A 22932-nucleotide genomic window follows, 5' to 3' on the forward strand; every position below is an offset into this window, starting at 1 on the left:
GAGCCTCTTTGTCGGGAGTATGTACAATCCAATCAGATAGATACTCTACGTCATTTGTTAGCTGAAAAAGAAACACATCTGCTACATATTATGCAGAATATCAAACAACGAAATGAAAGGGAGGAAATGCTGGCAAACCAGCTGCCTGAAGTGGCAAAACGGGCAACAAGAGTCCGTACTGTTGAGCAAAAGAAAAAAGGAATTGCCGGATTCTTCGGTATGAAGGAAGAAATACGGATAATGCCATCCAACAAAGAACTGCACGCTTTCAGCGACAGCCTGATAGCCACACAGCAACGACAGTCACAAGAAATGGATACATACGCTGACAGTCTGCGTATTCGCAATAGGGAATTGAACAGAACACTGAACAGCCTAGTAAGCGACCTTGACAGGCAGGCATATCTTTCATTTAGCAAAAGTGAACAGAGAATAGAGGATACTTGGAATGAATCATTCTGGTTATTAGCAATAACTTTGTCAGTTGCAATTGTCTTGCTGTTCCTGTCTTACCTCACCATTCACCGTGAAATCAAGCGCAATGTTGACGAAAAAAGAAAATGCGAGAAACTAATCGAAAAATTACAGGAAACCATCCGGCAGAACGAGGAACTAACGAAAGAAAGACAGAACATCATGCAAACTATCACCCATGAATTACGTTCTCCGCTATCTGCTATACGCGGATACGCGGAAATGATAGTAACTGATGAAGAAAGTTCTCTCCGTATCCGCCATGCTAATATCATAGGTGAAGCTTCCGGGCGGATGGCAGGAATGATAGACACACTGCTGAATTATTTTCGTTTGGACAGCGGAAAGGAAACCTTTCATTCCCTTCCATTCCGGTTAAAAAGCATAGCGGACACATTGGAGATAGAGTTTATGCCACAGATGGAAAAGAAGCGGCTGGCATTTGAAACAGTCAATGAGGTGGACAAGGTAGTCATGGGTGACCGAAACCTAATACTTCGCATCGGCAGCAATCTGCTGTCCAATGCGCTGAAGTTTACGCAGAAAGGTTCGATCAAATTAATTACCAAATATTCTGATGGCAATTTCATATTGGTAGTGGACGATACCGGTACAGGGATAGACAAGGAGAAACAAGAACAGATATTCAAGCCATTTGAGCGGCTTGGCAACGCCGCCACGCAGGAAGGTTTTGGGTTGGGACTCGCCATCGTAAGGAGTCTTACGGAGCTGATGGGTGGTAACATCAGGGTAGAAAGCGTGCTAGAAAAAGGCAGCCGGTTTACAGTCACACTGCCGCTAGAAAAAACAACCGAAACAGAAGGACAACCATATACCATAACACACAATCTATCAGGCTATTCCGTGCTTTCCATAGACAATGACCGGATGATACTTGACATGCTGCATGACATGTTCGAGCAAAGCGGAGTGCATTGTGAAACCTGTACAGACATAGGCCAGCTCACGGAAAAATTGCGCGGTAACCACTATGACCTGCTGACGACCGACCTAAAGATGCATAATTTCAGCGGCTATGACATTCTGGAACTGCTCCGCACGTCGGACATAGGCAACTCACGCACCATCCCCGTGATGGTGGTGACCGGCTCGAAAAGCATCACGAAAGAGGAACTGGCAGGCGCTGGCTTCGGCTCGGTGCTGTACAAGCCGTTCTCCATCGACGAACTGCTGGCAGCCGCGGAAGAATGTATCGGTGAGGACAGCACCCCACGCATAGACCTCGGCCCGCTGTTCGCATACGGCGACAAGAGGCAGAGGCTGGAATGTCTGGTCAGGGAAACGGAGAAGGAAATGGCCGCCATACGGGAGGAAGCGGAAAGGTGTGACAGGGACAGGCTGGACTACTGGATACACCATATCCGCAGCTCATGGATGCTGATACATGCCGAAGGGCCGCTGCAGGAGCTGTATGACGTGCTCCACGGAAACGGGACGGCAGAAGAAATCAGGGAGTATGCCGGAAAGGTGACCAGTCAGGGCGAAACGATTATCCGGCTCGCCCGAAAGGAAATGGAGAGAACGGTATGGGAAGAATAATAGTGATAGAAGACAACCCGGTATTCCGCGACCATGTCTGCGGAATGCTGGAGAAGGCAGGCTACAAGACCCGCACGGCATACGACTGTGCCGGGGCACGGAGGCTGCTGGAGGAACTGGACGATGGGGACATCATCGTGTCGGACCTGCGTCTGCCCGACGGAGAATGTACGGAAGTGCTGGAGCGGATGCGGGAAACGGGTATCAGAAACCCGTTTGTCATCATGACCGACTATGCGCAGGTCGCATCGGCGGTCAGCTCCATGAGGCTTGGAGCCGAGGACTATATCCCCAAGAACCTGCTGCAGGAAAAGCTGCTTCCGAGGATAAGTGAGCTGGTACGCAAAACGGAAAGAAGGCATACCATGCCCATACTGGAGCGCAGAAGTGCCGCATTCCGGACCATCGACCGGCGTATCTCACTGGTAGCCCCGACGGACATAGGGGTACTGATACTTGGAGAGAACGGCACGGGCAAGGAACACGTAGCAGAAAAGATACATGCGCAGAGTACCCGGCAGAAAGGTCCGTTTGTCGCGATAGACTGCGGTATGCTGACACGGGAGCTGGCTGCATCCGAGCTGTTCGGATACGAGAAAGGCGCATTTACGGGAGCCATAACCGGAAAGAAGGGCTGCATGGCAGAGGCTGACGGCGGCACGCTGTTTCTGGACGAGGTGGGCAACCTGCCCGCTGAGGTACAGCAGAAACTGCTGCGTGCGCTGCAGACCAAATGCTACCGTCCGACGGGCTGCACCCGCGAGCGGAAAGCGGACGTACGCATCGTGGCGGCGACCAACGAGAATCTGGAGAAGGCAGTGGAGGAAGGACGTTTCCGGCGGGACCTGTATCACCGCCTGAAGGAATTTGTCATCAAGATACCGCCGCTGCGGGAGTGCCGGGAGGACATACTGCCCCTTGCGGAGTTTTTCCGGGAGCTTGCCAACGAGGAACTGGGACGGCATACAGAAGGATTCGACAAGGAGGCGGAAAAGGAACTCATGAGGCGGATGTGGGCAGGAAATGTGAGGGAACTGAAACAGACGGTGCGTTCCGCCGTCCTGCTGACGGAAGGAAGGCTGATAGGAGCCGACAGGCTGGAAGCGGAAAGTACGGCACAGGCAGGCAGCTCCCTGCTGCTGAAAGACGGGAATGAGGAAAGGGAACGCATCGTGCGGGCGCTGGCGCAGGCGGACGGGAACCGCGAAGTGACTGCTGGACTGCTGGGTATCAGCCGCACGACCCTGTACAACAAGATGAAAGAATACGGTATCATGCAGAAAAAGAGCGAAAAATGAGAAAATCTCGACTGAAAATCCTATCTTTGCATGAACATAGGAGAAATACGGTACGGAGAAACACGGTTTCCCGTACCGACTAAGATATAGTATAGAATAAGACCGCAAGGCGTTTCGAGCGAAAATCTGGTAAATTGGAACTACAGAGGCGATTGTGTGATGCTTATGCTATGCCTGGGCATAGCGTGCATTCACATACTCTCTGTAAAGGCTTTACCAGAGCCGTCGCTTGAAAGTAGTGTGAATTGCACGCTACTTTTTTTATATACGGTTTCCGGTCGCAACAGAATGACCGCTATGGCAAAAGTCCGATTACTCGCCGTCCTGACAATGGACGGCTGTCCGGCAGAAACAACCGGTCTGTCCGGGCGATGGCTTGGTTCCGACCAGTACGGGATAGGTGCGCTGAAAGAGGCTGCTACCTGCGTCCTGACAGAAGACACGTCGCTTACACTCCTCTCCAACCGGATGGAAAACACCGGCGATTCCCTGAACTATCTGATAGAAGCAACCGAAAAGACGGCAGGTATCATCAACGGCATGATACGGATGCGGCTTGTGGATGAAATCATCCTCTACATGGTTCCCGTCATTGCGGGAAACGGCAGCAGGCTGTTCCAATCGTCGCTGCCCGAAAGCGAATGGACATGCACGGGAAGCAGACAATGGAAGGACGGAATGGTACGGATAGCCTACGGACGGAAAATACCCCGCCAACGGGTGGTGATGTTCGGAAAATGAACGCCCGGGACGTTCAAAAAGTGAACGTACGTTCAGATTCTGAACAAAAAATGAGGCGTCGGGAAAAGCTCCAAAAAATATTTTCAGCAAATATTTCACTGAATATCAGTGTGATATATCCATACTTAAAGAAAGACACTCCCGCAGGATCGCTATTTGTCCCATAGTTTTATGTGCGCACACTTCAAACCAAGTGTAATAACATAAAACTGAAAGGAAATGGAATATCTCATATTGGCAGAAACCGAATTTTTCGGTCTTATAAACGGGAACGATGAAACAGTCAATCTGAATGCCGCATACAGCCGCTTTGTCAAGGCGGTCGTGGAACTGATGCACGACAGCGATACGGACGGGGTGAAAATTGCACTGGCTTATGCCGAGAACGAGCTGCAACACCACCGCACGCAATACATTGCGGATCTGAAAAGCCATACCCACCTGTTTGTCCGTAAAGCCCTGTCTTTCGTCCGCAAGATGCAGAAGCATGTCCCCTCCAACCGCCCGCAGGTGCCGCCACTATCCACTGCCATCCACTCCGAATGCGAAAAGAAAGAAGATGAAAGGAATACCTCGACCATGCGCTGGACGGGCAGTTTGGCTGAGCTGGTGGAGCTGATTTACGGACTGGATGCCATGAAGCTGGTAAACGAGGGTGAACCGGGTATCAAGGAACTGCTGGAAGGCTTCTGCAAGGTGTTCGGTATGGAAATAAAGGAAAGCCAGTGCTACAACACCTATGCGGACATCAAGCGACGGAAAAACGAGAGCCGCACGTATTTTTTCGACAAGGCGGCGGAGAAGCTGAACCGCAGGATGCTGGAGGACGAGGAACGGGAACGGATGCGAAGGTAAACGAGAAAAGTCCGGTTTTCTGCAATTATTCGGAAGAAAAAGGCAACCTTTTCAAAAAGAGAACCCGATAAACATAATGATATAAAAAAGAAAATCCGTAATACGGCTGAATGTTCAACCGTGTTACGGATTTTCCTTTTTTCGCCTGTGGCGTGTTACTTGTTCTGCAAGAGGTATTGCAGTTCGGGGTCGGACTGTATGCGCTGCAACTCGTCGGCGACAATCTGCCGCACCTCGGCACGGATACGGTTGTAGTTATCCTGGATCATTTCCTTCATGCGGTCGTTGCCGCCGGCATCGGTAAAGTCTGTGATGACGGGAATAGGCTTGTAAGCCTGTTCCTCACGCTTCACTTTCTCGGCATCGACCACAATCTCACAATGGAAAATCTTCTGTTCGATGCGCTCGTCGTAGTTGTCGGCGACGGCTCCCACGAACATGCCCTGCGTGAGCGTGGAAATCTTGCTCGCCGGGATAAGGCTCTCCATCTGCGTATTGATGGAAGTGGACTTGTCCTCGCGGTTGATGGTGATGCTCTGCCGCCTCTGGAGAATCTTGCCGAAACGCTCGGAAAGAGTCTTGGCGGTCTCGCCCACAACCTGACCGGAAAAGATGTTGCCGACGGTGTTCATGACCACGGCGGCCTCCTTGTCGCCGTAGTCACGCTTGAGCTGGGAAAAGTCCTGAAAACCCAGCAGGGTGGAAACCTTGTTGCTTCGGGCGGTGGCAATCAGGTTGTCCAGCCCCTTGAAGTAAATCGTGGGCAGCTCGTCGATGATGATGGAGGACTTGAGCCTGCCCTTCCTGTTGACGAGCTTGACGATGCGCGAGTTGTACAGCCCCAACGCCGCCCCGTAGATGTTCTGGCGGTCGGGATTGTTGCCGACACAGAGAATCTTCGGCTCGTCGGGATTGTTGATGTCGAGCGTGAACTCACTGTCGGACATGACCCAGTAGAGCTGCGGGGAAATCATGCGCGAGAGCGGAATCTTCGCCGAGGCTATCTGACCGGCGAGCTGTTCCATCGCCCCGCCCTGCCATGCGTCCATGAACGGGGAAAGATAGTTCTCCAGTTCGGGATAGCTGGTGAGAATCGGGAAAAGGTCCTCGTAACGGCGGTTGAGCAGCTCGATGGCATGGGGAAAGGTGCAGTATTTCCCGTCCTGATAGATACGGAGGAACCATATCACGGCGGCGAACAGGATAATCGGAGATTCGACAAAGAAGTCGCCCTGCTTCTGCACCCAGGTCCTGTTCAAATTGAGCATTATCGTGTAGGCACTCTCGTAGGCATCGGTGATGTCCTCCATGAAATCCGGATGGATGGGATTGCAGCGGTGGCTGCGGCGCGGGTCGTCGAAATTGATTACATAGAACTTCGGCTTGACCTTGTACCCGTCCGGGTGGTTCATCAGGTGGTTGTAGGCGATGGTGGAAAGGTCGGGATATTTGAAGTCATAGATATATTGACTAAAGCCTTTCTCAATCTGCTGCTTGATAAAGCTGTTCACCACTGCATAGGACTTTCCGCTGCCCGGCGTACCCAGTACGATGGTGGCACGGAAGGGGTTGACCACATTGATATAGCCATTGTTCCACTTCTTCCTATAATAGAAACGTGTGGGCAGATTGACGGAATACCCGTTCTCCATGAGGCGGGTTTCCTGCATGAAGCTCTCGTTTTCTACATTGAAAACGTCTTCCATGAGATTGGTACGCAAAAGGCGGCTCATCCATGTGCCCGCCATGAGCAGGCAGACATAGCCCGCCGCCATTGAAGCGGTGTAGAGACCCGCAACCGCCTCCACCGGAAGCGGCAGGGACAGCACCCACCAGTTGCCGAAGAACAGCACCAGCCCCACGGCAAGTACCGCCCAGATCCGGCGCCAGGTGATTTTCTCCTCCTTGACACCTTTCGTGCCGAGGCATGAGAGCGCGAGCAGAAGAAGGGCAAAGAGTTTCGTGTAGAGAATGTGATGGAACAGTCCGGCGGTACGGTCGAAGTTCATCAGTACCCGGTCCACGACACCTATGCCGATGCCCCACAGCCTTATGGCTTCATAACAATACCAGTAGAGGTGGATGACCACCAGAATAATGCTTACGGCACGGAGAAAATCCATGATTTTCGCCAGTGCCCTCAAATCGTCTTCCTGTTGTGACATAATCTGTTTCTGTTTTCAAGTGAATGACTGAATTATAATCCCTGCCCCTTGCGGCGTTTCTTTCGCTTGCGCTTGAGGTCGCGCTCGAAGGCGGCTTCTTCGGCCTGTGCGCCCGAAGCGTCGCCGCCGAGCAAGCCCAAGCCGGAGGAATACCCCTCGTCGTATTCCACGACGGGACGGGTATCGGGCTGCTGCCCGTCCACGGCGATGGTGAACGGTATGGGCGGAGTGCCGGCATACGGCAGGGTGAAATGCTCCTGCAAGGCATTGGCGGAAAACTCCCTGCCCAGACGAGAGCCGTTGAGCACGCAGCCCGTGCGGTGGTCGATGAAGGTCGCCCCGTAGATGCGCCCTTCTTCTGTGTGGCGGAACACCACATCCACACCTTTCGCTTTGAGCAGGGCGACAAACTCCTCGCGGCGGTATGTCCGGGCAAGCGCGGCGGCGACGGTACGGCGGGTCGTCTCCGCCAGACGCCTGTCGCGGATTTGTTCCTTGGAGTATTCAAACCTGCGCTGTACGGCTTCATAGCCGACGGACTTGCCGATGCGGGAAGCCTTGAAGGGAGTGCCGGTCCTGTTACCGGCATCATCAGTGGCAGAATAGACCATCCCGTGATACTCGCGCCCGTCCACCATGCCGCGGGCTTCCTCCACGGTGACGTTGTAGAGCGAGAGAAGGGCACGGTATTCGCCCATTGTCTGGAACCTGTAGCCTGCCATGACTGCCTTGGCTACATTCGATACCTGCCGCTTGACATCGCCCTGCGATACGTCCACCCTGCGGAGCGGGTTGTCGGTACGGAGCCGGCGGCGGTCAGCCGGGTGAAGCCCGTACTTCTTTTCCAGCTCGGAGGTGATGCGCTTGCTGCGGCGGTGGATGAAGTCACGGTTAAGCCGCCTGCCCCGTTCGTCCACATTGACGGAAACGATGTGCAGGTGGTGGCGGCTGATGTCCTCGTGCTTGAACACGAGATAAGGCTGGTCGCCGTAGCCAAGCCTGTCGAGATACTCGCGTGCGAGCTGTTCCAGTTCCGTGTCGGTCAGACGGTCGTCGGGGTGCGGATTAAGGGAAATGTGGATGACCTTATTACGCGTGCGCACCTGCTCCGGCATGAACCGCTTGAAGTCCTGCTCGGCACGTGCCACGTCCACATGTCCGCTGCCGTCGTCGAAAATCCGGTTTACGGCAAGGAGCCTGCCTTCGCCCTCATTCACTTTCAGGCCATTGTAGGCGAGTGCGCCGTACAACGATGTTCCCATGCTTATCTTCGCGACCATCTTTCCTCAAACTCTTTTGAAAGTTCCATGACCTGCCGCGTCAGAGCGGCCAGTTCCTTCGTACATTGCTCCAGCTTGTAGAGCAATGCCATCGCCTTCTTTTCCGAGAAATGGCAGCGAAGCTCCCTTACCGTCTGGTTGTAGTTGTTGCCGACCATGCGGTACTGCGCATGGAAAGCGGAGAGCTTCGTGCAGTAGTCCAGCAGCGTCCTGTCCGTGACCAATACACGGAAGGGCTGTCCGAAGAAGTGCGCTTTCAGGAACACTGCCCTCGCGTACACGCCGGATTTCTCATACATGGCAAGAAACTTCTGCCATTCCTCATTGTCGAAGCGCACCATCACGCAGTGCGACTTGCGGCTCTCTTTCGGATGCCGCCCCCATTTGGGCATTTCATCCCCGTTCTTTTTCTTGTTCATCTTTATTATGGATTTAGTGGTTCGTTTCACGGCACAAGCGCAGCTTCCGGCACGCATACCGCAGGTAGGAAACAGGCTTCCCGACTTCGGAGGGGAAGCCCTCCCCCGCAAGGGGCAAGGTCGTTTCCGGGAGTAACCGGAAACCCTTTGAGTTACTCAAAGGACACCTTGCTGTGTCTTTAAGGACACAAGAATCCGTACACGACGGATTGGGGATAAACCTGCTATAACAACCCATAAAGGTATCGGTCGCCCGATACCCTTCGGCTGCCCAAAAGAAGGACGGAGCCGGGGGTACGATGTGCGCATCGGGAGCGTTGCCCTGCCGCTTGGGGGCAAAGGTACGGGGTAAAAACACACCGGGAAGTGGCTGAAAAACGCCACAAGCTACCGGAACGAAGCCAAATGCTGCCACGCAAGGGGGAAACGATACAGACCGGCGGATTTGTATATTCCTTTGCGGACAGAAACGATGAAGCAACAAGGCAAATAAATGGACATGGACGGAAACAGACATTTGAAAAGGCAGGTCCGCACGGACGGACAGACACACAGCTTCGCTGGCGTACTGACATACATACGTACTGATGCACTGACGTACATACGTGCTGACGTACTGACGTATTGGCGTATGACAACACACCAGCGGAGACTCAAACCAAGACCTCCGTAGAAATGCGTGTATGCAAGAAAGTGCGCATACGCATATATACAGAGGCAGAGAAATGAACAGGCGGGGAAGCATACCGCCACAGTCATAAACCCACAACGATTAAAACATACAGAAAAATGAACAAGGAAACATTCGTTGCATTCGCAACACAGAAAGGCGGTGTCGGCAAATCGACCGTCACCGCGCTCGTAGCCAACTACATCCACAACGTGATGGGGATAGATGTCGCCGTGATAGACTGCGACGAGCCGCAGCACAGCATCGCCGGGCTGCGCGACAAGGAAACGGCACTTATCGAAAAGAACGACAGCCTGAAAGCCGTTGCCTGTGAACATTTCCGCAAGTCGGGGCGCAAGGGATTTCCCATCGTCCGAAGCAACGCCGTGCAAGCGCTGGACGATGCGGACAGCCTGCTGTCAGAGAAAGGATACCAGCCGGAAATCGTGTTCTTCGACCTGCCGGGCACGCTGAAAAGCGACGGGGTGATAAAGACGCTCTCGCAGATGGACTACATCTTCACGCCCGTCAGCGCCGACCGCTTCGTGGTGGAAAGCGCATTGCAGTTCGTGATGATGTTCAACGATAACCTCGTCACCACCGGGCTTGCCAAGACGAAAGGCATATCCCTGTTCTGGACAATGGTGGACGGACGGGAAAAGACCGGGCTGTACGACCTGTACGGGAAGCTGTTCGCCGAAAACGACTTCCATGTCCTTGACACGAGGCTGCCCGACAGCAAGCGTTTCCGCCGCGAGCCGTCGGACGACCGCAAGTCGGTGTTCCGCTCGACCATCCTGCCGCCGGACGCCTCCATGCTGAAGGGAAGCCGTATCCGAGAGCTGTCGGAAGAGATATGTTCCATCATCAACGGATAAACCTCATGGCAAGCCGAAAATTGAATACGGAGGGCATAGACGAAAGCCTGCTGCTTGCCTCCATAGGAAAATCCCGTCAGATGGGCGGACCTCCGGCAAGGGAAGGAACGGACGAACCCGATGCCGGCAACGTACCGGAAGATGCGGTACAGCCCACGGAAGCTAAAGCACGGAGCGAACCCGCGAAAAGAAAGAAGCCTGACTACGGCTCGACCTTCCTCAAACGGAACGAGGTGAAACTCCGGCACTGCGTGTACATCAGCAAGGAGGCACACAGCATCGTTTCCAAGATAGTGAACACCATCGCCGACAAGGAAATAACCGTGGGCGGCTACATCGACACGGTGCTGATGCGCCACTTTGAGGAGAACAAGGACGAAATCAACGACCTGTACCGCCGCAACAGGGACAATCTGATTTGAGGAAAACATTGTATCACATAAAAAAGTAAAGACGAAATGAAACTGAACATCCAAATTTTCAAAAGAAAGCAGAGAGAGGAAGCCTATAAGGGCAAGTGCCTGAACGGATGCAAGCCGGAAGGCACCGCACGGAAGGCGGTGTACATCAGCCGGGAGAAGTACAAGGCGGTCAGGCGCATAGCGGGCATGGCGGGAGAAAACGGGATGACCATATCCGGCTATACAGACCGCATCGTCACCGAACACCTTGAACACCACGGTACGGAGCCGGAGAGCCTGCACAGGAAGAAAAGCCACGATGTTGTCGGACAGATAGCGGTAAGCCTATGGTGACGCTGCTGCTAATCCTGATGATGGCGTGCAACCTGTGGGTACTGCTCTACCTGACATGGGAACGCAAGGAGTCACGAAAAGCTGACGGCAAGGACGGCATTGAACCGGCACGGGAACCGTTGCCCGATGTCATTGGAAAAAGCAGGTTCAGAATGCCGGAAATGAAGCCACAGGCTGCCACTCCGACGCCAAATGCTGCCACGGAAATGCAAAGCGAGGCGGTGGACGAAAAGGACGTTACCTTTGACGACGAAATGGAAACCGCCGGCAGCCACGCTGCGGAAACGAAGCCGTCGCGCCAAGTGCCCGACGAGGATCTGGACGAGGTTTTCAGGGACAACCGCGTCCACGACACGGACGGGGAACTTGAGGAAGAGCCGCCACAGGCGGGCGGAAGCACCTTTGACGAAATCGACCGTGCGGCAAGGGCGGTGAAGAACCCGAAGGCAGGGAAAGCCGACATCCTGCAAGCGGGCAAGGTATTCCACGAGCTGGAAGGGACAGAGTTCTACGACATGTTCCGGCGCAACAATGCCCGGTACGAGGCAAGGGTGTCGGAAATGGTGGAAACCTATCTCACAAGTATCCAGCCCGCAGAGAAGAAAACAAGAATGAAAGCGGCTGTACGGAAGGAATACGAGAACTTCAACATCCGCGACTATGTATAACAATGTAAAAGATGTAACTAAGATGCGAAAAAAGAAAACCGACTACGGCTAAATCATCGGCTTGCCACCGAATCCACTAAATCCAGAAGCCGGCTTTATCCGAAGCCGCAAGAATTAAAAAGTATCAATCGCCGAAGGGAATATCCGACCCCAAGGCACAAAAAACGAAAAAAGATTATGACAATGACATCGAAAAAGAAACAGTTCATCCTCGCAGCCCTTCTGCTGGCTGCCAACATTTCCGCCTTCGCTCAGGGTAACGGCATGGCGGGCATCACCGAAGCCACCAGCATGGTGACATCGTATTTTGACCCGGCGACAAAGCTCATCTACGCCATCGGCGCAGTGGTGGGTCTTATCGGGGGCATCAAGGTCTATGGCAAGTTCTCGTCCGGCGACCCGGACACGAGCAAGACCGCCGCAAGCTGGTTCGGTGCGTGTATCTTCCTGATAGTGAGTGCGACCATTTTACGCTCGTTCTTTCTCTAAACAGGCGTTTTCCATATATAATTAAGGTAAAAGGACAATGGCTGAATACCCGGTAAACAAGGGCATCGGTCGTCCGGTGGAGTTCAAGGGGCTGAAGGCGCAGTACCTGTTCCTGTTCGCGGGCGGGCTGCTCGCTGTCTTCATCCTGTTTGTCATCCTGTACATGGCGGGCGTGAGCCAGTGGGTCTGCATCGGTCTGGGAGTCACGGCGGCTTCCGCCGTGGTATGGCTCACGTTCCGGCTGAACACGAAGTACGGCCAGCACGGACTGATGAAGCTGGGCGCTGCACGGATGCGCCCGCGCTACCTGCTCCACCGCAGACGGGTATGCCGTATGCTAAGACGGAAAAAGAAAGGAGGAAAAGCATGAGAAACGTAATGAAAGCCACCACGCTGGAGAGCCGCTTCCCGCTGCTGGCGGTGGAACACGGGTGCATCATCTCGAAGGACGCAGACATCACCGCAGCCTTCGAGGTGGAGCTGCCGGAGGTCTATACCGTGACGGCGGAGGAATACGAGAGTATCCATGCCACGTGGTGCAAGGCAATCAAGGTGCTGCCCGACTATTCGGTACTGCACAAGCAGGACTGGTATGTAAAGGAACTGTACCGCCCCGACTGGGAGAAGGAAGGTACGGGCTTTCTGGCACGGAGCAACGGAATGCACTTCAACGAGCGTCCGTATCTGAACCACAAATGTTACCTGTTCCTGACCAAGACGACAAAAGAGCGCATGAGGCGGCAGAGTAACTGGAACACGCTGTGCCGTGGGCATATCGTCCCGAAAGAGATACGGGACAGGGAAACGGCGGTGAAGTTCATGGAGGCGGTGGAACAGTTCGCCCGCATCCTGAACGATTCGGGGCACGTCAAGTTGCGCCGCCTGACGGACGACGAGCTTGCCGGTACGGAGAAGGAAACGGGTATCATAGGCAGATACCTCACCCTGTCGCTTGGCAACACGAACTGTCTGGAGGACATCGCCATGAGCGCGGAGGAGATGCGCGTGGGCAGCAACCGCCTGTGCCTGCACACGCTATCGGACACGGAAGACCTGCCGGCATCGGTGGAAACGGATTACCGCTACGAGCGTCTTTCCACCGACCGCTCGGACTGCCGCCTGTCGTTTGCCGCCCCGCTGGGACTGCTGCTTCCCTGCAACCATATCTACAACCAGTACGTGTTTGTCGGCAACAGCGACGAGGAGCTTCGCCGCTTCGAGAAGTCGGCAAGGAACATGCAGTCGCTTTCACGGTACAGCCGCCAGAACGCCATCAACTGCGAGTGGATAGAGGAATATCTGAACGAAGCCCACTCACAGGGGCTGAAGTCCGTCCGCGCCCACTTCAACGTGATGGCGTGGAGCGACGACACGGAGGAACTGAAACGGATAAGGAACGACGTGGGGAGCCAGCTGGCCTCGATGGGATGCGTGCCCCGCCACAACACGACGGACTGCCCGACGCTGTTCTGGGCGGGCATACCGGGCAATGCGGCGGACTTTCCGGCAGAGGAATCGTTCCACACGTTTGTCGAGCAGGCGGTATGCCTGTTCGCCGGAGAGACCAACTACCGGGACTCGCCCTCGGCTTTCGGCATCCGCATGGCAGACCGTATCAGCGGCAAGCCCCTGCATATCGACATATCCGACCTGCCGATGAAGCGCGGCATCACGACCAACCGCAACAAGTTCGTGCTGGGACCGAGCGGAAGCGGAAAATCGTTCTTCATGAACCACCTGGTCAGACAATATTATGAACAGGGCACGCACGTGGTACTGGTGGACACGGGAAACTCCTATCAGGGACTGTGCGAGATGATACACCGCCGCACGCACGGACAGGACGGTATCTACTTCACCTATACGGAGGAGAAGCCCATCAGTTTCAACCCGTTCTATACGGATGACGGGGTGTTCGACGTGGAGAAAAAGGACAGCATCAAGACGCTGCTGCTGACATTGTGGAAAAGCGAGAACGAACCCGCCACGAAAACGGAATCGGCGGAGCTGGGAAGCGCGGTGAACGCCTACCTGCTGAAACTCCAACAGGACAGGAGCATCGTGCCTTCGTTCAACACATTCTATGAGTATATGCGGGACGTGTACCGCAAGGAGATGGAGGAACGCTACATCAAGGTGGAAAAGTCGGACTTCAACATCGACAATTTCCTGACCACCCTGAGGCAGTACTACCGGGGCGGACGCTACGACTTCCTGCTCAACTCGACGGAGAACATCGACCTGCTGCACAAGCGGTTCGTGGTCTTCGAGATTGATGCGGTGAAGGATAATGCCGAGCTTTTCCCGGTAGTGACGATTATCATCATGGAAGCGTTCATAAACAAGATGCGGAGGTTGAAAGGCGTGCGTAAGCAGCTGATATGCGAGGAGGCATGGAAAGCCCTGTCATCGGCGAACATGGCATCTTATCTCCAATACCTCTACAAGACAGTGAGAAAGTATTTCGGGGAGGCGATTGTGGTGACACAGGAAGTGGACGACATCATCAGCTCGCCGATTGTGAAGGAGAGCATCATCAACAACTCGGACTGCAAAATATTGCTTGACCAGAGAAAATATATGAACCGCTTTGACCAGATACAGTCGCTCTTGGGGCTGACGGAAAAGGAAAAGTCGCAGATACTCTCGATCAACCAGTCCAACGACCCGGCAAGGCGGTACAAGGAAGTCTGGATTGGACTTGGGGGCACGCATTCGGCGGTATATGCCACGGAGGTGTCGATGCAAGAGTATCTCGCCTATACGACGGAGGAGACGGAGAAGATGGAAGTACGCGAACTGGCGGAGAAACCGGGAGGCGACATGGAAGCTGCCATCCGTCAGGTGGCGGAGCGACGGAAAGAGGAACGGACGGGACAGTGAACCGGCAGGAAATATACAGTAAATGAAAAATAGAAAATGATTTATGAACCAACAGACTGACAACATGTACATTGATGACCGATACAGCGATGAAGCGCTGCGGAAACGGGAGGAAATCCGGGAGCATATCTCATGGTTCCGTGAGTTCCTGACATTCGGGACCTCACTACCGGAACATATCAGAAGGCGATACGGACTGGAAGAAGACTACCAGCGGTACAAGAAACTGGAAATACAGGTTCACCGGATGCCTGCTGAACCGGACTGCAGGGGATATGGGAAGGAGCAGCGCATGAAAGAACTGTGCGAGGCAGGAAGAGCCAAGGGAAAAATCACTCTTGCAGTGGAAAAGGCTTACGAAAGCATCTGCCCCGCTCCGGCAAGGGACTATCTGGAAGAAAAATATCAGGAACTGCTCTATCTGAGAGGTATGGTGTACCGGAAAGACTATGACGACCCGATGTGGTACAAGCCGGAAATCCTGAACAAATACGGCATTGACCACAAGGGACCGCGCGAAACGGTGCTCAAGCAGGTGGAAAAGGCATACCGGGAACTGGATGCCCGATTCTGCCGGATGACGGGCAAGAAGCCGGATGCGGACGAGCTGTTCGGCAAACCCGCAGTACGGCAGTCGGTACCTGCACAGAAGGAGGCGCCGGAGAATGGCGCAAGGGAAAACCGCATGTGCAGGCGTAAAGGCAGAAGACCGGGATTCTGACGGAAAAGGAAACCGGGCGGACTCCGGCTACGGAAAAGGCGAAAAGAAAAAAGGATTGAAAAAAATGAAAGAACAAAACTTAAAGAAGACAAGAAAATGAACATCAAACTGACAAAGACCGAAAGGCTGCTGCTGTGCGGCGGTCTGATAGGCATGGCATCGCTGATGCTGCAAGCCTGTGATATAATGGCAAAAGAAGACGGCGACACCCGTGACAGAATCTGCGGAAACTGGGAAAACGCGGAAGCCGGTCCCGACATACTGGTGTACAGGGAGGGAGAATCATATAAGGTGACACTGTTCAGACGCAAGGGCGTACGCCGCGTACTGAGACCGGAAACCTATCTGCTGCAGAGGGAGGAGAACGGCAACCTGTATATGAACACGGGGTTCCGCATTGACGTGGCATACAACGAGGAGACGGATGTGCTGACCTTCTCGCCGGGCGGTGACTATGTCCGGGTGAACACGGATGCAGGTGACGGCGAAAGGACAAAGGAGAAAGAGAATATGCAATAGCAACTTAACGAACCACTAAATCCAAAAAAAAAATGAGAATGAGACAGAAACTGAAAATACCGCTGATTGCGGTCTGCCTGTGCCTTGCGGGGACAGGCGGGGCAAATGCCCAATGGGTGGTGTCCGACCCCGGAAACCTTGCGCAGAGCATAATCAATTCCGCCAAGGAGATGGTGGAGACAGCCGGGACGAAAGCCAACACCCTGAACGGCTTTCTGGAAACGAAGAAGGTGTTCGAGCAGGGAAAGGCGTATTACGACGCACTGAAATCAGTGCACGACGTGGTAAAGGGCGGCGCGAAGGTGGCGAAAAGCATCTCTCTGGTAATGGAAATATCGGAAATCTATGTGGACAACTACCAGAAGATGCTCTCGGACGAGAACTACACGCCGGAGGAGCTTGCCGCCATCTCGTCGGGCTATGCGATGCTGATAGACGAAAGTTCGGACGTGCTGCAGGACCTGAAGAATGTGGTGAACGTGACGGGCATGTCACTGACGGATGCGGAAAGGCTCGCCGTCATAGACAATGCCTACCGCAGCCTGATGAACTACCGCAACCTCGTGCGCTACTACACGAACAAGACCATATCGGTGTCGTACCTGCGGGCGAGAAAGAAGAACGACATGGACCGGGTGATGGCACTCTACGGGAACTCCAACGAAAAATACTGGTAGCCTATGGGAGAGTTTGACAACCTGCACCAGATACTCCTCTCGCTGTATGAGGAGATGATGCCGCTCTGCTCGGACATGGCAGGAGTGGCAAAGGGGCTTGCCGGACTGGGCGCCCTGTTCTATGTGGCGGTGCGCGTGTGGCAGTCGCTCGCCCGTGCCGAAGCGATAGACGTGTACCCGCTGCTGCGGCCGTTTGCCATCGGACTGTGCATCCTCTTCTTCCCGACCATCGTGCTGGGGACGATGAACTCCGTTCTGGGAGTAATCGTACAGGGGACGCACTCGATACTGGAGGAACAGACCTTTGACATGGAGAAGTACAGGGAACAGAAGGACAGACTGGAATACGAGGCGATGATGCGCAACCCGGAAACCGCCTATCTCGCCTCGGACGAGGAGTTCGACCGCCAGATAGACGAGCTGGGCTGGTCACCGTCGGACATGATCACCATGACGGGCATGTACATGGACCGTGCGGCGTACAACATCAAGAAGAGCGTGCGTGACTGGTTCCGCGAGCTGCTGGAGCTGATGTTCGCAGCTGCCGCCCTTGTCATCGACACGCTCAGGACGTTCTTCCTGGTGGTGCTGTCGATACTGGGACCCGTCGCTTTCGCCTTCTCGGTATGGGACGGCTTCCACTCCACGCTTTCGGCATGGTTCAGCCGCTACATACAGATTTACCTGTGGCTGCCCGTCTCCGACCTGTTCAGCACGATACTGGCGAAGATACAGATACTGATGCTCCAGAATGACATCGAGGCGATGCAGGCAGACCCGAACTTCTCGGTAGAGGCGAGCAACGGGGTGTACATCGTGTTCCTCGTTATCGGCATCGTGGGATACTTCACCATCCCGACGGTAGCCGGATGGATAATCCAGGCCGGTGGCGGAGTGGGCAGCTACAACAAGAACATCGGTACTGCGGGCGCCCTTGGCGGCAGTCTGGCGGGTGCGGCAGCCGGAAACGTGGCGGGACGCACGGGCAAGTTTATCAGAAAACAGGCCGGACGGCTGCTGAAAAGAAAATAGCCTGATAACCGGGGCGGTACCCTGGCATAGCTGCTGTGCCACCCCGGGAAAGCATACCAAAATGATTTTACAAACCATAAAAAACAGAAAGAATGGAGTTCAAGAGCCTGAATAACATAGAAACGAGTTTCCGGCAGATACGTCTGTTCGGAATCATCTACACGGCGGTATGTGCCGCCATCGTCATCTGCTCGGTGGTATGCGCCTTCCGCTTCGCCGAAGCGCAGAGACAGAAGATATACGTACTTGACGGGGGCAAGAGCCTGATGCTCGCCCTCTCGCAGGACCTGTCGCAGAACCGCCCGGCGGAAGCAAGGGAGCATGTGCGCCGCTTTCACGAACTTTTCTTCACACTCTCGCCGGAGAAGAGCGCAATCGAGCACAACGTGAAGCGTGCGCTGCTGCTGGCGGACAGAAGCGCGTACAACTACTACGCCGACTTTGCGGAAAAGGGATTCTACAACCGCATCATCGCGGGGAACATCAACCAGGTGCTCCAGGTGGACAGCGTGGTCTGCAACTTCGACCGCTATCCCTATGAGGCACGCACCTACGCAAGGCAGATGATCATCAGGGAAAGCAACGTGACGGAGCGCACGCTGGTAACGACCTGCCGGCTGCTCAACGCGAGCCGCTCGGACGACAATCCGAACGGGTTCACCATAGAGGGATTCACGATACTGGAGAACAGGGACATCAGAAGCATGGAGAGATAGGCGTATGGGAAAGATGAATATTCTGACGGGAAAATGCGCTGTCGTTCTCAGGGAAAAACTGCACAGGAGACTGGACGCACTGTCGCCGAAGGCAAGGCTGGCGGTCATTGCCGGGATGTTTGTCCCCTTTGCCGCCGGATGCCTCTATACGACAGCCACCGCCATTGCCGGCTTCGGAAAAAGTGAAAAGGAGTTGGAGATACGGCATATCGAAAATTTGAACCTGCCCGTGCAGGAGAGTGATAACTTATATAATAATGTATATGGAAACGAAAAAAGAACAGAAGAATGAAACGAAAGAGAAAAAGCCGCTGACAGAGGAACAGCGTCAGCTTAGAAGGAAGATGCTGGTCTATCCGCTGATGGGGCTGACCTTTCTGGGCTGCATGTGGCTCATCTTCTCCCCTTCTCAGGAGGACAGGAATAAGGAACGGCAGGGACAGGGATTCAACACCGACATGCCACAGCCGGAAGACTCCAAAATCATCGGTGACAAGGCTAAAGCCTATGAGCAACAGCAACTGGAGAACAGGCAGAAGCAGCGCCGGGGCATGGTGGGCGACCTGTCCGCGTTCTGGAACGACAAGACGGAAGGAACGGACACGGCAGACGGAACGGACGACTGCCGCCTGGCACAACCGGAAACATCGCCGAAGACGGACGGAAGCGGAATACAGACAGGCATCCGCTCCTCGGCTGCCGCCAACGAGCGGCTGAACACCTCGCTGGGTACGTTCTATGAGCCGCCGAAGGAGGATGCCGAAAAGAAAGAGCTCAGGCAGCGCATCGACGAGCTGGAACGCATGGTCATGGAACAGGAGAAACAGCCCGCAAGGATGGAGGAGCAGGTCGCCCTGCTGGAGAAGTCGTACGAGCTGGCGGCAAAGTACCAGAACGGAGGAAACAATGCCGCGCAGACCGCACGGACCGATGGGACGGAAATGACGGAAAGCAATGCCGGCGAAAAGAAAATGAAGGCTGAACCAGTGAGCGGCGTGCACCCGTCAACGGTGTCCGCCCTGCCGCAGCCCCTGACAGATTCCGCCTTTATAGCGGACTACGGGGGCGAAAGGAACTACAGGTTCCATACTGCCATCGGCAGTACGGAGGCACCGGGAAAGAACACCATAGCAGCCTGCGTGCAGGGCGACCAGACGGTAACGGACGGACAGACGGTAAGGCTGCGGCTGCTGGAGCCGATGCGTGTGTCGGGCAGGACTGTTTCACGAAACACCACCCTTGTGGGGACGGCACGCCTGCAGGGTGAGCGTCTGGAGATAGGCATCACCTCGTTGGAACATCAGGGGAACATCGTCCCGGTGGAACTGGAGGTGTACGACAATGACGGACAGGCGGGCATCTTTGTGCCCGGCTCGATGGAAACGGACGCAGCAAAGGAAATCGGTGCGAACATGGGCAGTTCGCTCGGAAGCAGCATCAACATCTCGACCGATGCGGGGGCACAGCTCGCCTCCGATCTGGGAAAGGGCGTGATACAGGGAGTGTCGCAGTATATATCGAAGAGGATGCGCACGGTAAGGGTGCATCTGAAATCGGGATACAGGGTGCTGCTGTATCAGGAAAAGGAATGACAACCGAAAAACATAAAGACGAAAAGAAAAAACAACCAAACAATTTTAATCCACTAAATCCAAAGTAAAATGAGTATCAAGAAAGTAATGACAATGTTTGCCTTTTTCATAGGCATAGCCTGTGCAACCTATGCACAGGGTGTAAGCAATGACAGTACCGCCACCGCAAAGGCAGAGGGGCTGAAACTGACGAAGGAGGTCTATCCGCAGACGGAGGAGGACGGCGACCTGTATCACGGACTGACCAGGAAACTGATGTTTGACCGCATGATACCGCCGCACGGTCTGGAGGTCACGTATGACAAGACGGTGCATATCCTGTTTCCCTCGGCAGTGCGCTATGTGGACTTGGGTTCTCCCAACCTTATAGCGGGCAAGGCTGACGGTGCGGAGAACGTCATCCGCGTAAAGGCGACGGTAAGGAACTTCCGCACGGAGACGAATATGAGCGTCATCACGGAGGACGGCTCCTACTATTCGTTCAACGTGAAATATGCCGACGAGCCGCTGCTGCTCAATGTGGAGATGAAGGACTTCATCCATGACGGCAGCACGGTGAACCGCCCGAACAACGCGCAGGAAATCTATCTGAAGGAACTGGGAAGCGAAAGCCCCATGCTGGTGCATCTTATCATGAAGTCGCTGCACAAGGAGAACAAGCGCAAGGTGAAGCACATCGGCTGCAAGCGTTTCGGCATCCAGTATCTGCTGAAAGGGATATATGTCCACAACGACCTGCTGTACCTGCACACGGAGATAAAGAACCAGAGCAACGTGCCGTTTGACGTGGACTACATCACGTTCAAGATTGTGGACAAGAAGGTGGCGAAACGCACCGCCATTCAGGAACAGGTGCTGTTTCCGCTCCGTGCGTACAACTATGCGGTACGTGTGGCCGGGAAAAAGTCCGAGCGCACGGTGTTCTGCCTGCAGAAGTTCACCATCCCCGACGGCAAGCAGCTCGTGGTGGAGATGAACGAGAAGGACGGCGGTCGTCACCAGACGTTTGTCGTGGAGAACGAGGATTTGGTACAGGCTGAAACCATCAACGAACTGCGCGTACGATGAAATGCAAGGTACTGTTTATGGCAATGCTTCTGTCCGTCCTTTTTATGGGACGGGCGGAAGCCCAGCGATGCCTGCCGAAGATGCGTGGCATTGAGATGAAAGCCGGGATGACCGGGGCGGACGGCTACTGGCTGGGAGCCGCACTGTCGAGCTATGCAAGGGGCGGCAACAAATGGGTGTACGGGGTGGAATACCTGCAGACCAACCATCCGTACAGGAGCGTGAATGTTCCCGTGGCACAGTTCACGGCGGAGGGCGGTTTCTACTACAACTTCCTGTCGGATGTGAAAAAGACGGTGTTCTTCTATGCGGGGGCGTCAGCCCTTGCCGGATACGAGACGGTAAACTGGGGAGAAAGAACGCTGTATGACGGGGCAAGGCTGAACAACAGGGACGGCTTCGTCTATGGCTGCGCCGCCACACTGGACATGGAGCTGTATCTTGCGGACTTCATCGCACTGACGGCTTCGGTAAGGGAGCGTTTCCTATGGGGCAGCAGTACGGGCGTGTGCCGCACGGAGTACGGGATAGGTATAAAGTTCATCATCAACTGATGTATGCCTATGGACATAGAAGGAATGAAGCGGTTTCCGATAGAGGATTTCCTCGCACGGCTTGGGCATCATCCCGTGCAAAGGCGTGCCAATGCCGTCTGGTACCGTTCGCCTTACCGGGAGGAAAAGACACCGTCTTTCAAGGTAAACCCGGAGAAAAATCTCTGGTACGATTTCGGTGCCGGTATGGGCGGAAACATCTTCGCCCTCGCCGGGGAGTTCATCGGAAGTGGGGACTTCATCACGCAGGCGAGGTATGTGGCGGAGGTGTCGGGTATGCCGCTGCCGGAACATGAGCCACACCGGAGTTCCGAAGTGCGACAAGCTGGCGGGCAGAGCTTTGAGAATGTGGAGATACTTCCCTTGCAGAACCGGGCTTTGCTCCATTACCTGCACGAGCGTGGCATACCGTCCGCCATCGCCATAGCGAACTGTAAGGAGATGCGCTACACCACGCACGGCAAGCGGTATTTTGCCGTGGCTTTCGGTAACGGGAGCGGCGGATATGAGATACGCAATCCGTTCTTCAAGGGGTGCGTGCCACCGAAAGACGTGACCCTGCTGCCGTCCGGCTCAACCGCCTGCAACGTGCATGAGGGCTTCATGGACTACCTGTCCGCCCGTGCGCTGGGCATCGGGAACGGGGAAGACCACCTCGTGCTCAACTCTGTGTCCAATGTGGCGAGGGCATACAGGCATCTGGACGGCTACGGGCAGATAAAGTGCTATCTTGACAACGATGAAGCCGGGCGGCGGACATTGGAAGCCCTCGGCACCCGCTACGGGGAAAGAGTATCGGACTGCTCCGGCATCTATGGCGGATGCAAGGACTTGAACGAACACCTGCAAAAGACGCTTGCCGAAAGGCAGGCACAGCGTGAGAACGAAAAGAAAAGCAAATCCATTAAAATGTAACGA

Annotated in this window: 25 protein-coding genes and 1 pseudogene; 23 read left to right on the top strand and 3 right to left on the bottom strand. The window is 54.6% G+C overall.

The features are described 5' to 3' along the window. Positions 1-90: 90 nt before the first annotated feature. From OIM59_RS12110 to OIM59_RS12125, 4 genes are all read left to right on the top strand, one after another. Entirely contained in the window at positions 91-2034 is a 1944-nt protein-coding gene (locus tag OIM59_RS12110; RefSeq protein ID WP_303896946.1) for a hybrid sensor histidine kinase/response regulator, read from the top strand. Continuing rightward, positions 2022-3332: a sigma-54 dependent transcriptional regulator gene (locus tag OIM59_RS12115; RefSeq protein WP_303896948.1), complete on the top strand. Its 1311-nt coding sequence runs from the start codon at positions 2022-2024 to the stop codon at positions 3330-3332. Before OIM59_RS12110 ends, OIM59_RS12115 begins: the two co-directional genes overlap by 13 nt. Before the next feature lie 297 nt (positions 3333-3629). Further along, on the top strand, positions 3630-4073 hold the full coding sequence (locus OIM59_RS12120; RefSeq protein ID WP_303896950.1) for a dihydrofolate reductase family protein: 444 nt from the start codon (positions 3630-3632) through the stop codon (positions 4071-4073). A 219-nt stretch (positions 4074-4292) separates the two neighbouring features. Further along, positions 4293-4928: an RteC domain-containing protein gene (locus OIM59_RS12125; protein WP_303896952.1), complete on the top strand. Its 636-nt coding sequence runs from the start codon at positions 4293-4295 to the stop codon at positions 4926-4928. Positions 4929-5083: 155 nt separating this feature from the next. Here the strand turns inward: OIM59_RS12125 and mobC are convergent, their stop codons facing one another. The 3 genes from mobC to mobA are packed head-to-tail and all read right to left on the bottom strand — an operon-like array spanning position 5084 to position 8792. Next, positions 5084-7093: a conjugal transfer protein MobC gene (gene mobC, locus OIM59_RS12130; RefSeq protein WP_303896954.1), complete on the bottom strand. Its 2010-nt coding sequence runs from the start codon at positions 7091-7093 to the stop codon at positions 5084-5086. Between the two features lie 32 nt (positions 7094-7125). After that, entirely contained in the window at positions 7126-8373 is a 1248-nt protein-coding gene (mobB, locus tag OIM59_RS12135; protein ID WP_303896956.1) for a conjugal transfer protein MobB, read from the bottom strand. Further along, a complete protein-coding gene (gene mobA, locus OIM59_RS12140) occupies positions 8358-8792 on the bottom strand; it encodes a conjugal transfer protein MobA (RefSeq protein ID WP_303896958.1) in 435 nt (144 codons plus the stop codon). The genes mobB and mobA overlap by 16 nt, the downstream gene beginning before the upstream one ends. Positions 8793-8799: 7 nt before the next feature. On the opposite strand from mobA, the gene OIM59_RS12145 reads away from it, so the two are divergent. From OIM59_RS12145 to OIM59_RS12235, 19 genes and pseudogenes are all read left to right on the top strand, one after another. Beyond that, on the top strand, positions 8800-8928 hold the full coding sequence (locus OIM59_RS12145; protein WP_255376581.1) for a hypothetical protein: 129 nt from the start codon (positions 8800-8802) through the stop codon (positions 8926-8928). Between the two features lie 230 nt (positions 8929-9158). Then, the gene (locus tag OIM59_RS12150; RefSeq protein WP_140399991.1) at positions 9159-9380 is read left to right on the top strand and encodes a hypothetical protein; all 222 of its coding nucleotides are present in this window, start codon (positions 9159-9161) and stop codon (positions 9378-9380) included. A 171-nt stretch (positions 9381-9551) separates the two neighbouring features. Then, a pseudogene (locus OIM59_RS12155) lies at positions 9552-10340 on the top strand (ParA family protein); the annotation flags it as partial. 5 nt (positions 10341-10345) lie between these two features. Further along, positions 10346-10762: a DUF3408 domain-containing protein gene (locus OIM59_RS12160; RefSeq protein WP_005650191.1), complete on the top strand. Its 417-nt coding sequence runs from the start codon at positions 10346-10348 to the stop codon at positions 10760-10762. A gap of 36 nt (positions 10763-10798) precedes the next feature. Continuing rightward, a complete protein-coding gene (locus OIM59_RS12165) occupies positions 10799-11095 on the top strand; it encodes a DUF3408 domain-containing protein (RefSeq protein ID WP_005650193.1) in 297 nt (98 codons plus the stop codon). Further along, entirely contained in the window at positions 11089-11763 is a 675-nt protein-coding gene (locus OIM59_RS12170; protein ID WP_005650194.1) for a hypothetical protein, read from the top strand. Before OIM59_RS12165 ends, OIM59_RS12170 begins: the two co-directional genes overlap by 7 nt. Before the next feature lie 177 nt (positions 11764-11940). Further along, positions 11941-12252, top strand: coding sequence for a DUF4134 domain-containing protein (locus tag OIM59_RS12175; RefSeq protein WP_005650196.1), 312 nt, complete (start codon positions 11941-11943; stop codon positions 12250-12252). Positions 12253-12289: 37 nt separating this feature from the next. Continuing rightward, the gene (locus tag OIM59_RS12180) at positions 12290-12622 is read left to right on the top strand and encodes a DUF4133 domain-containing protein (protein WP_303896966.1); all 333 of its coding nucleotides are present in this window, start codon (positions 12290-12292) and stop codon (positions 12620-12622) included. Continuing rightward, complete coding sequence (locus tag OIM59_RS12185) at positions 12619-15135, top strand: TraG family conjugative transposon ATPase (RefSeq protein ID WP_303896968.1); 2517 nt, start codon at positions 12619-12621, stop codon at positions 15133-15135. Before OIM59_RS12180 ends, OIM59_RS12185 begins: the two co-directional genes overlap by 4 nt. 43 nt (positions 15136-15178) lie before the next feature. Then, positions 15179-15856 (top strand): hypothetical protein, encoded by a 678-nt coding sequence (locus tag OIM59_RS12190; protein WP_018709716.1) that lies wholly within the window; start codon positions 15179-15181, stop codon positions 15854-15856. A 96-nt stretch (positions 15857-15952) separates the two neighbouring features. Continuing rightward, positions 15953-16375 (top strand): DUF3876 domain-containing protein, encoded by a 423-nt coding sequence (locus OIM59_RS12195; protein ID WP_005650202.1) that lies wholly within the window; start codon positions 15953-15955, stop codon positions 16373-16375. Positions 16376-16413: 38 nt separating this feature from the next. Then, positions 16414-17052 carry a DUF4141 domain-containing protein gene (locus OIM59_RS12200; protein ID WP_117673135.1) on the top strand — a complete coding sequence of 213 codons (639 nt, stop codon included), beginning with the start codon at positions 16414-16416 and terminating at the stop codon, positions 17050-17052. Positions 17053-17055: 3 nt separating this feature from the next. Continuing rightward, positions 17056-18084, top strand: a complete 1029-nt coding sequence (gene traJ, locus OIM59_RS12205; RefSeq protein WP_005650205.1) for a conjugative transposon protein TraJ — start codon at positions 17056-17058, stop codon at positions 18082-18084. A 92-nt stretch (positions 18085-18176) separates the two neighbouring features. Beyond that, the gene (traK, locus tag OIM59_RS12210) at positions 18177-18800 is read left to right on the top strand and encodes a conjugative transposon protein TraK (RefSeq protein ID WP_118940874.1); all 624 of its coding nucleotides are present in this window, start codon (positions 18177-18179) and stop codon (positions 18798-18800) included. Between the two features lie 4 nt (positions 18801-18804). After that, entirely contained in the window at positions 18805-19092 is a 288-nt protein-coding gene (locus tag OIM59_RS12215; protein WP_303896973.1) for a TraL conjugative transposon family protein, read from the top strand. Further along, a complete protein-coding gene (gene traM, locus OIM59_RS12220) occupies positions 19058-20392 on the top strand; it encodes a conjugative transposon protein TraM (protein WP_303896976.1) in 1335 nt (444 codons plus the stop codon). The genes OIM59_RS12215 and traM overlap by 35 nt, the downstream gene beginning before the upstream one ends. Positions 20393-20467: 75 nt before the next feature. Next, positions 20468-21460 (top strand): conjugative transposon protein TraN, encoded by a 993-nt coding sequence (traN, locus tag OIM59_RS12225; protein ID WP_303898231.1) that lies wholly within the window; start codon positions 20468-20470, stop codon positions 21458-21460. Further along, positions 21457-22014, top strand: a complete 558-nt coding sequence (locus OIM59_RS12230; RefSeq protein ID WP_303896978.1) for a conjugal transfer protein TraO — start codon at positions 21457-21459, stop codon at positions 22012-22014. Before traN ends, OIM59_RS12230 begins: the two co-directional genes overlap by 4 nt. A 3-nt stretch (positions 22015-22017) precedes the next feature. Next, positions 22018-22929 (top strand): toprim domain-containing protein, encoded by a 912-nt coding sequence (locus OIM59_RS12235; protein WP_303896980.1) that lies wholly within the window; start codon positions 22018-22020, stop codon positions 22927-22929. Positions 22930-22932: the final 3 nt, after the last annotated feature.

Source organism: Bacteroides mediterraneensis, assembly GCF_025993685.1.
GTDB classification, from domain to species: Bacteria; Bacteroidota; Bacteroidia; order Bacteroidales; family Bacteroidaceae; genus Phocaeicola; species Phocaeicola mediterraneensis_A.